1 pseudogene (cut by both window edges) is annotated in these 16,063 nt (G+C 71.0%); it reads right to left on the reverse strand.

From position 1 onward, the window contains the following. Nucleotides 1-16,063, reverse strand: a pseudogene (locus tag CCN37_RS30705) (hypothetical protein) (its annotated part extends past both window edges: 12,717 nt to the left, 49,841 nt to the right); the annotation flags it as partial.

Consider the following 16,063-nt stretch of genomic DNA (forward strand, 5'->3'; position numbering starts at 1 on the left):
CAGCAGGTAGTGCACCGCCGCCGCGCGCTGGCCGTCCAGGGACCGCTGAGCGGCGGATGACACGCCCCACGTGAAGCCCGGCACGTGCTGGAGCACGACACCAGGGTCCTCGGGCCCATCCCACGCCACTGTGGCTGTGCCGATGTGCGGCCAGCCGATGGCGACCAGTGCCCGCCACTCCGCGAGCAGGCGCTTGGTCGCGCTGTCCGGGTCAGCGGGGTCGAGCGTCATCTCGCCTTGCGGGACGAACACGCCGATCAGGTCGTCCTCCGGGCCGACCCGGTGCTGGCCGTATGGGGAGAGCTCCGACAGCAAGTCCTCGTCCCGCCACACCGTGGCCTCTGGGGAGTCCAGGTCGGCCGCGAGGTCGGTCTCGGACTCGTCCACTTCGTGTTCGGAGGCCGCTGCGGTGGTGCCCGCCGCAGTCAGCACGGTGAGGTCGGCGGGGGAGCCTTCGGCGAGCTCGAGCACCGGCTCCGCTCCCGAGGGGAGGGAGGCGACGATGAGACCGGCCAGTTCGCCGTCGACGCCGATCACCCCGGCCTCGATGGGGTGCACGAGGGGGAACGGGTCACCGGGGATCTGCTCGTTGAGCGCGTGGCCCCGCATCTCCCGGATGAACCGGCCGATCTGCGGGGGCCCCGCCGGGTCCCAGCTCACGGAGAGCTTGAGCACTGCGATCGGCTCGCCGGTGCCGAGATCGCGGACCTCGGCGATGCCCTTGCTCACCTCCCGGAAACCCAGGTTCTCGGTGTCGGTGCGGCCGAGCGCCTCGGCCACCACGCCGATGACCGCGTCGCGGTGCGGCGAGGACGGATCCTCCATCGCCCGCACCACGTTCTCGACGCTGAGCCCCGGCAGCAGGTACGGCGCCACAGCGGTGAAGAACGCGATCGCCCCGGCGTTGCGGGGGTCCTCCACGTTGTCGACCATCGGGTGCAGTTCGGTCGCCCGGGCAAGGTTCTTCACCGCCTCGACGCGGCCCTGGGGCGTGGTGTCGGGGCCGAGCAGGGAAGGGATGTTGTCCAGCAGCCGCGTGACTCTCGCGTCCTGGCCGTCGTATCCCTTCTGCGCGCCCTCGGCGATGTCCTCCAGATCGAGGAACATGAGCAGCAGGAGGGTGTGGGTGACCCGCTGCCTGATCGACACGCCCGGCCACGCGGCCTCGTAGCCCGCGACGAAGGCCTCAAGCACCTCGGTCAGCGCGCTCCAGTGGTCGCCCATCTCCTGGTACAGGGTCGAGACGAACGTGTCGATGTCGTAGAAGGGGTCGCCCAGCTCGGTGAGGACGACGAGCTCGTACACCGGGAGCTCGCCCTCGGGGGGCGCGATCGGAGTCCTGACCGGCAGACCTCCGGCGCCCAGGGAGTCCGCCACGTACGCGACGTTGGTGAAGCGCACGTTGCCGTCGCCGTCGACGAGCAGGCTGTGGGGGCGCAGGTTGTTGTGGGTCAGCACGACCCGACCGCTGTCCGTCCGCTCCGGGTCCAGCTCCGCGGCGATGACCCGTGCCTCGAAGGCGTCGAAGCCCTCGGCGAGGCCGTGGCGCTCGAGGAACTCGGGGTAGTCCGTCAGCACTGCCAGCACGCCCGAGGGCATCTGGTCCCTGTCGATGGAGAACGGCTCGGGAACCGCCTCGGTGTCCTCAGACGCGCGGTGCAGCGTCGCGACGTGCTCACCCACCTGTCCTGCCGCCTTGACCAGGGTGGACAGGGCTCGTTGGCGTGGCTGCTCGTCCTTGGCGGAGCGCACCTCGTTGAGGAGGTCGGCGACGTTCCTGGATCCCGTACTGGACGGGAAGACCGCGATGCCCGTTGTGGTGCGGTCGTCGAGATCGAGGGAGCCGACGTCGACCGGGCCGTCGACCGCGAGGACCACGCCGGAGCGTCGGGACGCCTGATCGATCGCGGCGTAACCCTTCATGTCGCGGAGGTAGTCGCTCGCTTGGGCGTCCGCGTCGCCCCGAGCGTCGTAGAGCTTGACCACTCCGATCTCCCGCACGCCCGACAGTGTGAGTGCGAGGACGGGATAGGCACCGTCGTCGTTCGGTCGCCCGAAGCTCAGGTTCCGCGCGTCGTCGTGGCCGAGTGCCGCAGCGACGAACGCGGCCACCTTGGGCCGGTACAGGTCGTCGACCTCCTCGATCGCCTCCTTGACGTCGGCGGCGCTCATGCCGGGAAGGACGCGCGGTGCCGCGTCCACGAACGCCTTGATCTTCTCGCGGTTGGGCTCCGGCTCGCCGTCGTCCGTGCGCCGCTCCAACTCCGTCGCCGACGCCAGCTCCAACGTCGCCTCGACGCGTCGTTCAGGGGTGGCGTGCCGCGGATCGACGGGAGCCGTGCTCTCCGCCCACGCTTGCCCGGTGATCGTGCCGGCCTTCCTGATCTCGATGATGCGCTCGACGAGCCAGTCACCGGCGGCGGTGTCGCCGATGCCGAGCAGGCGCACGTGGGCCATGGTGAGTCCGGCGACGGCGGCGACGGTCTCAGCACTCAGCGGGAGACCGGTCTCCTGCCAGGCGCGGATGACGTCGGAGCGGTTGTCCTCGAAGGACTGACCGCGGTGGCCGGCACCGGGCCAGGAGTCCTCGCTGCCGCGCAACAGCGCCCGTCCGGTTCCGCTGACGTGCAGGTGACCGGAGGGCCTCGCCATGACCCCTGCGAGGTAGTCCAGCACCGCGGCCCGTTCGAGGTCGATCAGGGAGTAGGAGGCCGCGGGGGTGCCTGCCTTGGTGGCGTCGCGGTCCAGCAGCAGCACCGAACCCGGCCCGTGCGGTCCGTCCGTCCAGTGGATGGTGGTGCCGACGAGGTAGCTCCAGCCGAGAGCCTCCGCGAGACGGGCGTAGGCGATGTCCTTGGCCGCCGCGTCGTTCTCCCACGTGCTGTCGCGCAAGGGCGCCGGTCGGTAGAGCGCCTGGCTGTCATCGGTGAAGGTGATCTCGTACGTGCCGTCTCCGATGTGACTGACGTTCGCGACCTCCCCGGCCAGCTTCTGCTTCAGCTCCTCCGTCTCCGCGGGGACGTCCTTGGCCGGGACGGCCGTGAGCAGGCGCTGGACCTGCTCGGTGACGGCGTCCTCGATCGCCTGCATCCGCGCCGAGACCTTCGCGACCATTTCACGCGCGGCCCCCGTCAACATGACGGAGTTCGCCCAGGGAGCGAACAGGCCCTTGCCCGTCCCGTCCGTGCGGCGGCCCAGGGCCTCGTGCGCCGGGAGGTCCTCGGGCTCGACGGAACTCGCGAGGCCCCGGTACGCGGACACGTTCTCCAGCGGCTTCTTCGCCTCATCGACGACGCGGCGCGCCAAGGCGAGCTCGGCGGCACCGGTGACGCTCGACGGCGCGTACGTCGAGGTGAGCAGGGGTGCACTGACGAACAGGTAGTCGTAGTGGTCCTGAACCGCGGCGACGGCTTGCACCTTGCCCCGCACGCGGACGACCACGACGCCGTCGTTGAGGCCTCCGAGGACGGCGGCCATCTTGCGGTCGGCCTCGTCGCCGGTGCGCAGGCGCTCCAGCTCGCCGATCAGTTCCTGCCAGCTGCTGTCGTCTCTCATGACGACCTCGGCGACACCGCCGGCGTGGTGGATGTCGTTGGCCTGTCTGGCGATCGTTTCGACCGCCCGTTTGGGGATCGCCGCCTTCAGCTCGGCGTTGACGTCGGCGGAGAGCTGCCGGACGTCCGAGGTGGTCCAGACCGAGTTGTGTCCCGGGTGAGCGCCCTTGATGCCCGCCGTCGCGGCGTGCAGGCCGATCCTGCGGCCGAGCAGCCGGTGCCGCTCGGTGTCCTCGGGAGTGCGGGCGTGCAGGTCGAACACCGGAACGCCTGACTCGTCGGATTCGTCGGCGTCAGGGAACCGCAACCGGGACGCGATGTTCGCGAGTTCGTGGTGCGCGGCGGTGTAGGCCTCAGACGGGCCGGTGCCGAGAGTCCCGGCCGCGAGCACGACGAAGCCCTCCTCCCGGATCTGCACGAGTGCCGCGGCCTGGATCTCTTGCGAGGTCTCTGCCACGACCGCGAAGTGGGCGCCGTTCAGCGAACCGTCCATGGTGCGGGCGTCGACGCCGTCGACGCCGTCGGCGTGCGCCGTGCCCGCCTTGATGGCGCGGACCAGCTGCTGCCAGCGCGATGGGTCCCTATCCGGGTAGATGGCATCGGCACGGCCACCGGACTTCCGGAAGGCCCTGACCTCATCCACGATGTGGTCGATCAGCGGTTCCGGAATGCCCTGTCCCGTGTTGAAGTCCGCCGGAGCCCCGTGCCCGTCCTCCCTGTGGAACAGGAACGACGCGTTCTCGGTGCCGGGGATCGGGGGCACCTTGGGGATGTCCCTCACGCCAGCGAACGTCGCCTCACCGCCCCGCGCCTTGGTGAGCGCGGTGTCGGCCCAGCCGTGCGCGTGCTTTTCGAGCTCGTCGATGGAGGTGTTGCCGGGCCCGAGTTCTGCCTTGAGCTGCTCGGCGTGGGCCAGTTCGTGCGCGAGCACCCGGATGAGGGTCTCGATGTCGGCGAAGGCGGCGGGCGCCAGCCAGATCGTGCGCCCGCCCTCCTTGACGGGGGTGGCGCCGAGCGCGTTCTCCCGCCTGAACCACGCCAGGGTGTCCCGGTCGTGCTCGGTCACCACGTTGACCCTGCTCAGCTCATCGAGGAGCCCGGCCTCGTGCGCGGCCTGGCGAAGGGTCTCGTCGTTCACCGGGAGCCCGGGTTCCGCCGTCGCGGAGCCCTCGGAGATCCACTTGACCCACACGTGGTCGTAGTCCTCGGAGAGGTTCACCCTGCCCCTGATGACCCGGCCCCACTCCTCGCCGGTGATCTGCCCCTCGCTCTGCAGCTCCAGCAGGCGGTTGACCGCACCCTCGATCTCGTACTCGCCGATGCCCGCCGCGCGCAGCGCGGTGGCGAGCTCCTCCGGAGCGATGGCGAGCAGCTCCTGCTGGACCTCCTCGTCGAACTGCCGGTTGAGGTGCTCAGCGACGAAGTCGGAGTCGATGCGAACGGTCCCGGACTCCACCTGCTCCTGGGTGGGCAGGATGTCCGGGTCGCCGTGCAGCACGAGGTTGCCCGCCCGGTCGGTGCCCCACGTGCCGTGCGCCCGGTGCTCCCCGGTCACGCCGAGCACGTAGTGCAGCGCCGCCGCGCGCTGGCCGTCGAGGGACCGCAGGGCGGTGCGGTTCACGCCCCGCACGAAGCCCAGGACGCGCTGGAGCACGACACCGAGCCCGCGGGGACCTTCCCACGCGACCGCGGGCGGGCTGAGGTGCTGCCAGCCGAAGGTGACCAGCGTCTGCCACTGCGCGAGCAGGCGCTTGGCGGCGCTGTCGGCGCCGTCGGGCGCCTTCTCCCCGGTGGGGATGAACGCGCCGATCAGGCCCTCCTTCGGGCCGACCCGCCATTCGCTGTACTCGTGCAGCTCGGGCTCGGAGAGCCCGAGCTGCTCCCGCCACACCGTGACATCGGGGGAAGCCAGGTCGACGAGGAGCGCAGCCGCTCCGGCGTCCAGCTTCCCGGAGACCGAGCTGATGGCGCCCACCTTGGGCAGGCTCTCCGGGTCGATCCCAGCCAACTCGGCGAACGCCGCGGCGCCCCTCGGCGGGACGGGAGTGCCGTTGGCGAACTCGATCCCGGCGACGGCCGCACCGGTGATCATGCCGGTGTCGCGCATCTCCGTCAGCCGGGCGCTCACCCCGGCGATCTCGTCCTCACCGAGTCCGTCCCTGCGCAGCTGTTCCGCCAGGTGCTCGACGGAGACGTTCTCCAGCACGGTGCGCAGCGTCCAGTCGCTGAAGCGCACGCCGAGCTGGGCGGCGACGAAGTTCGAGCGGATGACCGCGCCGTCCCGCCCGGGGAACGCCGGGTAGTTGACCTTGAGCACCGGCGCGGCGCCGGTGGCCGCGAACAGGTCGGTCCGGTAGATGGTGCCGTAGGTGTCCTCGTCCCGGCCGAGGTGCCCGATGGCGTAGTCGTAGATCGCCGCCAGTTCCCGGTGCAGCTGGTCGTAGTCGCGGACGTCGAGTGCGTCCTTCGTCAGCGTCTCGGGGCTGCCGAGGGCGTCGAGGGGCCTGGGGTCCCCGACGCCCAGCCGCTGCCGAACCACTCCGGGACCCTGCGGACCGTGCCACGGCGTGGCCGACGGCACCATCGTGGCCATGCCCCGCCGCAAGGCGGTGGACGCGGTCAGACCGAGCTCGTCACCGATGTGACCTGCTGCGAGGACCTCGCTCAGCATGGTGTCCTCGACGGGAACGCCCTCGTGCTGCGCCAACCTCGACAGGTAGTCGCCGACCGGACCGTGCGGCCCGTCGAGGCGGAGCCAGCCGGGCTCGTCAGAGAGCTCTCCGGCGACCGTGAACCCCGCCTCCAACTGTTCGCGCAGCTTCAGCTCCGCCGGCCCCATCAGTTGGCTGGGATCGGAGTCCCACGCCGCGTAGGAGGCGGCCTTGCCAGCGAGCAGCGCGTTCGCGTTTCCGCGCAGGTGCGCGGTGGTGAGGGCGGCCCAGTCCTGTCCCTCCGGCAGCTCCGCCAGCACGCGGTCGGCGAACTCCAGGAACTCCGCGGCGCGCGCGGCGATTTCGCGCCTGGTCGACGGCAGCGGCCGCTCGAGTTCCGCGCCCTCGCCCTTCGCCTGGTCCAACTGGTAGGCCATGACGTTGAGCACCGCGAGCTTGCCCGCGGTCTCGGCGCCGACGGTGGTCTTGGCCGACCACGGCAGCAGGCTCCGCAGACCCGACGGCTTCTCCTGGCTGGCCAGCTTGCCCAACTGGTAGGCGTACTCGCGCACGGCCCGCTCGTGGTCGAGGCCGCGGCGGACCTGGATCTCGGCGGCTCCGCCTCGGCGGATCCGGAACGAGGACAGGGCGTTCTCGTCGCCCGGCTGGTGGAATCGCTTGTCGGTGGTCAGCCGCAGCTGGGTCGAACCGAAGCTGACCTCGATCGGCTCGCCCGGCCGGTGGGTGCCGTGCTTCAGCCCCGGCACCGCGCCGGACCAGCGGAGTTCGTCGAGCGCCCGGGTCACGTCCGACGATGCCGGGTCGAACGGCCGGAGTGAACGAGCGGACCCGAGGGCTCGCGCCCACTCCGCGTCGCGCACCGCGGGTTCCTCGATGGCTTTGGCGTCCCTGTCCAAGCCAGTGGGGAGCTCGTGGAAGAACGTCAGGGTCGCGAGGACCGTGCGGGCCCGCGCGGTCAGCCGTCCGCGCTCGACCAGCTCGGCAACGCCGTTCTCGCCGACCGCGCCGATGAGCGTCAGGGTGGCCGCGCGGAACTCGATCCACAGCGGGGAGCTTTCCAGCCCGATGATCGGGTCGAATCCCGTGTCGGTGGCGTGGATCGCGTTGGCGGTGGCGTTCATCCGGTAGAGCGGGCGGGTCACGCTGTCCACGCCCGGCGGCGGCGCGCCGTGCCGCGGCAGGGGCGGGGGCGGGGCCAGCGGGGGCAGCCCTGCGTCGTGGCGCAGGCTGCCCTCCAGGGTGCCGATCAGCTCGGCCGCCGCGATCACGGCCCTGACGACGCTGTGCCGCCGCGCGATGTACAGCACGGCGGTCTTCCCGCCGAGCGCGTTCTCGAACACTCGCACGTGATCGAGGAGGTCGTCCTCGGCGACCGTCACGGCGAGTTCCACCTCGGCTCCGGTTTCCCGGAAGAAGAGCTTCGGCGGGCGGCCCTGGGCCTGTTCGACGGACACCCCGGGCATCGAGCCGATCATCGCGATCAGCTCGTCCATGCTCCCGACGTCGGTGACGCCCCCCTCCCGGAACAGGGTCGCGATGTCGTCGTCGGAGAGCGGCCCGTGGCCGTGCTCCTTGTGGAACAGGATCTTGATGTGCTCGGTGCCGGGGGGCGGGAGCACCTCGCCGATGCGCGGCAGCGGAACCCGCTTCGCCTTGCCGCCCCGTGCCCTGGTGAAGGCGCCGTCGGCCTCGGCGTGCGCGTGCTCCTCCAGCAGGTTGATGGAGGTGTTGGCCGGGCTGAGCCCCTTGCGCAGTTGCTCGGCGTGGGCGAGCTCGTGCGCGAGCACCCGGATCAGGGTGTCCATGTCGGCGAAGGCGGCGGGGGCCAGCCAGATCTCGTCCCCGCGCTTCTCGACGGGGGTGGCGCCTAGCGCGTTCTCCCGCCTGAACCACGCCTTCTTCGTCTCGGAGTGGTCGATGACCACGTTCTTGACCCTGCGCAGCTCCTTCTGGAGCCCGGCCAGTTTCGCGGCCTCCCGCACGGTCTTCTGGTCCACCACCAGGGTGGCGTCCATGTTCGCGGAGCCCTCGGAGAACCACTTGGCCCACACGTGGTCGTAGGTCTCGGAGAGGTTCACCTGGCTGCGGACGACGTGTCCCCACGCCTGCCCGGTGATCCGGCCCTCGCGCTGCATCTCCCGCAGCCGGGCGAGCGCGTCCTGGACGATGTCCTCGGCGATGCCCGACGAGCGCAGTGCCTCGGCGACGCGCTCGGGCGAGATGTCGCGCAGCTCGCGCTGGACAACGGCGTCGAACGGCCGGTTGAGGTGTTCCCGGACGAAGTCGGAGTCGATGCTCACCTCGCCGGACTCGACCTGCTGTCGCGTCGGCAGGATGTCCGGGTCGCCGTGCAGCACGAGAGCGCGATCCGGGCTCTTGCCCGCGGTTCCACGCACACCGGGCACGTTGGTCTTGGCCAGCAGGTAGTGCACGATCGCGGCGCGCTGCCCGTCGAGGGAGCGCAGGGTGGCGAGGTCGACGCCCCGCGTGAAGCCCGGCACGTTCTGGAGCACGACTCCGCTTCCCTCGGCGGAGTCCAGCACGGCGGCCGGGACGCCGAGGTGCTTCCAGCCCACCGCGAGCAGCGTCCGCCACTCCGCGCGCACCCGCTGGGCCGCGCTGTCGGGGTACCTGGCGTCGAGCACCATCTCCCCGAGGGGGATCAGCACGCCGATCGGGTCGTCCTCCGGCCCGACCCGGATGTCGCCGTACCGGTGGAGCTCGGACTCCAACAGCCCGCGGTCCTGCACCCGCAGCCGCGCGTCCCGGGCGGTCAGCCGCTCATCGAGGGCAGCCTCCTCGGGGCCGTCGGTGACGTCGGCGGTCGCCACGTGCGGCCGGTACACCAGGAATTCGTCGTTCTCGGTGAGCAGGTGCTCGCCGTCCTTGCGGGCGACGCCCTCGGCAGGAGCCTCGCCGCTCACCCTGGTGATCGCGGCTTCGGCCGCGGCGTCGGCCTCGGTCAGCCACGCCGAGTGGTCCACCAGCGGCCCGGAGCGGAAAGCCCTGGAGTACGAGAGTTGGGCCGCGATGGTGCGGATGAGCGTCGCCTCGTCGGCGAAAGCCTTGGGGCCCAACCAGAACTCGCTGCCGCGCTGCTCGGACGGAGCGACGCCGCTGGCGTGCTCCCTCGCCATCCACGCCACCGTCGGCGCGTCGTCGATGATCAGGACCCGCACGCCGTCGATCGTCAGCGCGCCGTCGGTGGCGTCGATCCCGGTCGTGAACCCGGCCCGCTCGGCGGCCTCCCGCGTGGCCGCGCGCCGCTCTGCCCGGTGCTCGATGTCGGGGTTGAGAGGGGCTTCCCGCGTCTCCCAGCCGTGGCCGAGCTGTGCCCGCACCTCGTCGGCGACCTGTGCGGCGTCCTCCGCCGACCACACGGAAGTGGGGACGGGGCCCGTGGACCCGGCGAGGAAACGCCTGCGGCCCTCTGGCCCGCCGTGATCGGCGACCAGCCGTTGGTAGCGGGGGTCGAGTTTGAAGGCTTCCGTGTCGAGGCGGCGGCCGATCGCGTGGTGGAACGGCCTGGACGACTGGCCACCAGCACTGTCGTACGCGCTGAAGACGGTCAGCCCGCGCTGCCGGGCCAGGTCGGCGAGGACGTACTGCACCGCGGTGCCAGCACCCGCCGCACCCCGGTGCGCGCTGCCCAGCAACATCACGTGGAGGCTGTTCGAGCCGGGGAAGACGTCGATCCCCAGTACCGCCTGGATGCCGTCATCGTTGTGAGCGACGATGACGGAGTCGGACAGAGTGAACGTGTCTCTCACGTTCTTCCGGCCGTAGTCGACGCGGGCCGATGTGGCGCGCCGGTCCATGAGCGCGCTCGCCTGCCGCTGGAACTCGTCCCACTCCCGGCTGCCCCGTTCCACCACGGCGATCCGGCCGCCATCGGCGAAGAAACGCTTGGTGCGGCGGGCGATGAAGTCCACGGCCTCCGGTGAGACCCCGTTGCCCGTGTTGCGCGGGATCTCGCTGATAGGAACGGAAACGCCGTTGCGCGCCAACGTGTGCCCGTGCCCGTCCTCCCGGTGGAACAGGAAGGTGACCTTCTCGGTGCCGGGGACCGGGGGCTTCTCGCCGATCTTCGGCAGCGGAGGCCGCTTCGCCCTGCCGCCCCGTGCCTTGGCCATGGCGGCGTCGGCCGACGCGTGCGCGTGCTCCTCCAACACGTTGATGGAGGTGTTGGCCGGGTTGCGCGACCAGCGCAGCTGCCTGGCGTGGGCCAGCTCGTGCGCGAGGACCCGGACGAGGGTGTCCATGTCGGCGAAGGCCGCGGGTGCCAGCCAGATCTCGGTGCCGCGGTAGTAGACCGGGGTGGCGCCGAGGGCGTTCTCCCGCCTGAACCACTCCTGCGTCTCCACGGAGTGCTCCATGACCACCTTGGAGACCCAGCGCAGCTCGGTCCGGAGTCCAGCCAGCTTGGCGGCCTTCTTCACGGTGTCCATGTTCATGGGCAGCGCGGGGAGCGCGGTCGGGGAGCCCTCGGAGAACCACTTGTTGTACACGCGGTCGTACTCGCCGGACAGGTCGGTCTTGCCCCGGATGACCCGGCCCCACGCCTGCCCGGTGATCCGGCCCTCGCGCTGCATCTCCCGCAGCCGGGCGAGCGCGTCCTCGATGATGTCCTCGGCGATGCCCGACGAGCGCAGTGCCTCGGCGACGCGGTCGGGCTCGATGGCGAGCAGCTCGCGCATGACGTCGGGGTGGAACCTCGTGTTGAGGTTCGCGCTGACGAAGTCGGATGCGATCTGCACCCCACCCGCCTCGACCCGTGCCCGCGTCGGCAGGATGTCCGGGTCGCCGTGCAGCACCAGGCGCCCCGCCGCGTCGGTGCCCGCCGTGCCGCGCACGCCGAACGTGCCGAACTTGGCGAGCAGGTAGTGCATGATCGCGGCGCGCTGGCCGTCGAGGGACTTCTGGGTGCTGAGGTCGGTGCCCCGCGTGAAGCCCGGCACGGTCTGGAGCACGACACCGCGTCCCTCAGCGGAGTCCAGCACGGCGGCCGGGACGCCGAGGTGCTTCCAGCCCACCGCGAGCAGCGTCCGCCACTCGGCGATCACCTGCTGCTTCCCCGTGCGGAGCACGACGCCGATCGGGTCGTCCTCCGGCCCGATCCGGGTGTTGCCGTAGTCCCGGAGCTCGCCCCGCTTGAACGGATCGTCCACTTCCCACAGCCGCGCGTCCGGACCGGTCAGCTGCTCGGACAGGGCCCGTTCCTCGGGGCCGTGGGCGATGTCGGCGATCACCGCGCGCGGTCGGTGCGCCAGGAAGTCGTCGTTCTCAGTGGTCAGCTTCTCGTCGGCCTCGCGCGCGGGCACGTCGGCGGAGACGTCGATCCCCGCCCTGGCGAGCGCGGCGGCGATTTCGGCGTCGGCCTCGGCCCGCCACTCCTGGTGGGACGCTCGCCCGTCGCGAGCGGTGGCCCTGGCGTAGGCGACCTGGGCGGCGATGGCGCTGATGCGGGACTCGACGCTGACGAAGGCCTTGGGCCCCAGCCAGACCTCGTGACCGAGCCGGTAGAGCTGGGTGACGCTGCTGGCGTTCTGCGACGCCATCCACGCCACCGTCGGCGCGTCGTCGACGATCACATAGTCAGTGCCCTCGATCTTCAGCGTGCCCTCGGCCGCGTTGAACTCCGTGCGGTAGCCGGCCCACTCCGCGGCCTCGCGAGCGGTTTCCAGGTGCTCTGCCCGCTGCGCGGCTCGCTGCTGGGCTTGCTGCTCGGCGTCGGGGTTGGGGGCCTGTCCGTCGGACTCCCAGCCACGCCCGATCCTCGACCGCACCCCTGCGGTGATCTGTTCGGCGTCCTCCCTCGACCACGCCGAGGTGAACCGGCTGTGGAACATCCTGCGGCCGTGGTACTTGCCGTACTGCCTGAGCGTCTGCTCGTAGTTCGAGTCGAGCTTGAACGCGTTCACGTCGAGGCGGCGGCCGATCGCCAGGTCGTAGGGCTTCGACGGCTTGTCGCTGTGCGCCTCGTACGAGCTGAAGATGTTCATCCGCCGCTGACTGGCGATGTCCGCCAAGGCGTAGTTCAACGCGGTGCCTGCGCCCACGGCGCCCCGGTACGCGCTTCCGTGGGACTTGACGTACAGGCCCCGGTAGATGGACCGATTCCTGTGGGTGAGGTCCTCGACGGCCATCACCGCCTGGATGCCGTCGTCGTCGTGGGCGACGAGCATGAGGTCGTGGTCGGAGGCGAAAGCGTCGTCCACGTAGTACCGGCCGAGGAGGTCGTTCTCCGACCGCGCGTGCTCGGTGTCCATCAGCGCACGTGACTGCCGCTGGAACGCCAGCCACTCCTGGCTGCCCCGCTCCATCACGGAGATCCGGCCGCCTGCGTCGAAGAACTTCTTGGTGTGGCGGGCGATGAAGTCCAGCGACTTGTCCGGGACACCCTTGCCGACGTTGGGCGGGAACGCGCGGGAGGACGTGAAGAGGCCCTTGGTGACCAGCGCGTGGCTGTGCTCGTGCTCCCGGAAGAACAGGAAGTCCAGGTTCTCGGTGCCGGGGACCGGGGGCTGCTCGCCGATCTTGGGCAGGCGGACCCGCTTCGCCCTGCCGCCCCGCGACTTGGCGAGCGCGGCGTCGGCCGAGGCGTGCGCGTGCTCCTCCAACAGGTTCACGGAGGTGTTGGCCGGGGTGCGACCCTTGCGCAGTTGTTCGGCGTGGGCGAGTTCGTGCGCGAGGACCCGGATGAGGGTGTCCATGTCGGCGAAGGCCGCAGGGGACAGCCAGATCTCGGTGCCGTGCTTGTCGACGGGGGTGGCGCCGAGCGCGTTCTCCCGCCTGAGCCACTGCTCGTTCTCCGTGCTGTGCTTCATGACCACGGAGACCTTGCTCAGCGCACGCCCGAGCCCGGCTCGCCTCGCGGCCTCCTGCACGGTCTCGAAGTTCGGCTCCAGCGTGGGAGCGACGTTCGAGGAGCCCTCGGAGATCCACTTGGTGTAGACGTGGTCGTAGGTCTCGGAGAGGTTCACCTGGCTGCGGACGACGTGTCCCCACGCCTTCCCGGTGATCCGGCCCTCCCACCGCATCTCGGCCAGCCTGGCGAGAGCGTCGTGGACGAGGTCCTCCGAGATGCCCGACGAGCGCAGTGCCGCGGCGACGCGGTTCGGTTCGATGTCGAGCAGTTCGCGCTGGACCACGGCGTCGAACGGCCTGTTGAGGTGCTCCCGGACGAACTCGGAGTCGATGCTCGTATCGCCCGACTCGACCTGTTCCTCCGTCGGCAGGATGTCCGGGTCGCCGAGCAGCACCAGGCGCCCCGCCCCGTCAGTGCCCGCCGCGCCGTACAGGCCGGTCTTGGCGAGCAGGTAGTGCATGATCGCGGCGCGCTGGCCGTCGAGGGAGCGCATGGTGGCGAGGTCGACGCCCCGGGTGAAGCCCGGCACGTGCTTGAGCACGACACCGTCCCCGTCGGGGGAGTTCAGCATCGCGGCCGGGATGCCGAGGTGCTTCCAGCCCACCGCGACCAGCGCCCGCCACTGCGCGCGCAGGCGGTTGATCGTGCTCTCGGGGTCGCTCGGGTCCTGTGCCATCTGCCCCTGGGGGATCAGGACACCGATCGGATCGCTCTCCGGGCCGACCCGGGTGTTGCCGTAGTCACTGAGCGCGGACCCGCCTTGCTCTTCCCACACCCGTGCGTCCGGGGCGGCCAGGCGCTGCTCGAGAGCGGCTTCCTCCGCGCCGTGGGTGATGTCGGCGGTCCCCGATTGCGGCCGGTACGCCAGGAAGGCGCGGCCCTTGGTGAACGGCGACTCGTTCCGGTCACGCGCGGGCATGTCGGCCGGGTCTTCGTCGCGCACCCTGCCGAGCGCGGCGGCGGCTTCGGCGTCGGCCTTGGCCTGCCATCCCCGGTCGTCCCACGGCAGGACGCGTTCGAGGGCCTTGGAATGGACCAACGCGGCCGCGATGGCGTGGACGAGGGCCTCGTCACTGACGAAAGCCTTGGGCCCCAACCAGAACTCGCCACCGACGCGGTCGAGCGGCGAGACGGTGCTGGCGTTCTCCCGGGCCATCCACGTCGCCGTCGGCGCGTCGTCGATGAGAACCACCCGCACGCCTTCGATCAGCAGCGTGCCCTCGGTGGCGTCGAGTTCTGTGGCGTACCCGGCCCACTCCGCGGCATCGCGAGCGGCTCTCAGGCGAGCGGCTCGCTGCTCGGCCCGCTGTCGGGCGTCGACGCCGGGGGCTGCTTCGCGGGACCGCCAATCGCGTCCGAGCTGCTTGCGCACCTCGTCGGCGACCTGCCCGGCGTCCTGCGCCGACCACGCCGAGGTGAAGCCGGTGGTGTAGTCGGCGGCGACGCGCCCACCGTGCTCGGAGAGCAGCGTGTGGTAAGCCGGGTTGACCTGCTGAGCCGCCATGTCGAGACGGCGGCCGAGCGCCTGGTGGAAGGGCTTGGACGACAGGCTGCCGTGCGACTCGTACGAGCTGTAGACGTTCCGTCCCCGCTCGCGGGCGAGGTCGGCAAGGGCGTACTGCAGGGCGGTTCCCGCGCCCGCGGCCCCTCGGTACGCGTTGCCGAGCCACGTCTCTTTCAAACCGGCGAAGTCGGGAAGGTCCCTGACACCCACCACTGCCTGGATGCCGTCGTCGTTGTGGGCGACGATCATGAAGTCGTGTTTTTCCTTGAACGCCGTCTTCACGTGCTTCTGACCGCGTTGGACGATCTCGGACCGGCCGGGGCGCTTGATCATCAGTGCGCGTGTCTGCCGCTCGAACGCCAGCCATTCCTGGCTGCCCTTCTCCACCACGGAGATCCGGCCGCCGTCGGCGAAGAACCGGGCGGTGTGGCGGGCGATGAAGGTCACCGCCTCGTCCGGGACCCCGTTGCCCACGTTGGGCGGGGACGCGACGGCGGAGGAGAAGAATCCCTTGAGGAACAAGAATCGCGGGTGCTCGGTGCCCTCCTCCGGCGGCTCCTGCCCGACGGTGGGCATGTCCATCACGTCGGGGATCACGCGCGCCTCGAGAGGCATGTGAGCCTGGCGCGCCTGGGCCACCGCGGCGCCCATCTCGGAGTGCGCGTGCTTCTCGAGGAGCTGCCTGGAGGTGTTGGCAGGGGAGAGACCGGCCTTGACCTGACGCGCGTGGCCGATCTCGTGCGAGAGGTACCAGACGTGAATGACCACGTCGTCTCCGGCGAGAGCACTGCGCGACAACCAGACCTCGCCGTCCTTGTCGACGGGCGTCGCTCCGTGAGCGCCTTCGCGCTCCATCCACGCCTCGGTCACGGCGTCGTCGATGATCACCACGCGGATGCCGTCGACGATCACCTCACCGGGGCGCGGGGACGGTTCGACGGTGTAGCCCGCGGCCGTGGCCGCCGCCCGGACCTTGGCCAGCGCCTCTGCGAGCTCCATCGCCTCCGCGCGCTCGTGCCCCCACACCACGTGGGGGTTGTCCTCCAAGGACTCCCAGCCGCGACCGAGGCGTTCCTGCACCCCGTCCGCGATGGCGTTGGCGTCGTCCGCGGTCCAGCGCGCGCCGGTGCCGACGCCGAGGCGACGGCCGAGCGCCTGGTGGTAGCCCGAGATCCCGCCGAGGTCGCTGACGACGCCCATGTCGTGGCGCCCGGCGAAGTCGGCGAGGGCGAACTGGGTCGCGGTGCCCGCACCGGCCACGCCGCGGTAGGCGTTGCCGAACGTGGTCACCTTGAGGCCGCCCGCCCCCTGATCGACGCCCAGCACGGCCTGGATGCCGTCGGCGTTGTGGGCGACGAAGGCGAACTCCGGCGTGGAGCGGAAGGTCTCCAGGACGTTGCGCCTGCCCTGGCTCACCCGCTCGTCGGCGACGTCGACATCCGGGGTGAGCGCAAGAGCCTGCCGC

Origin of the sequence: Allokutzneria sp. NRRL B-24872 (assembly GCF_002155965.1) — a bacterium.
Taxonomy (GTDB): Bacteria; Actinomycetota; Actinomycetes; order Mycobacteriales; family Pseudonocardiaceae; genus Allokutzneria.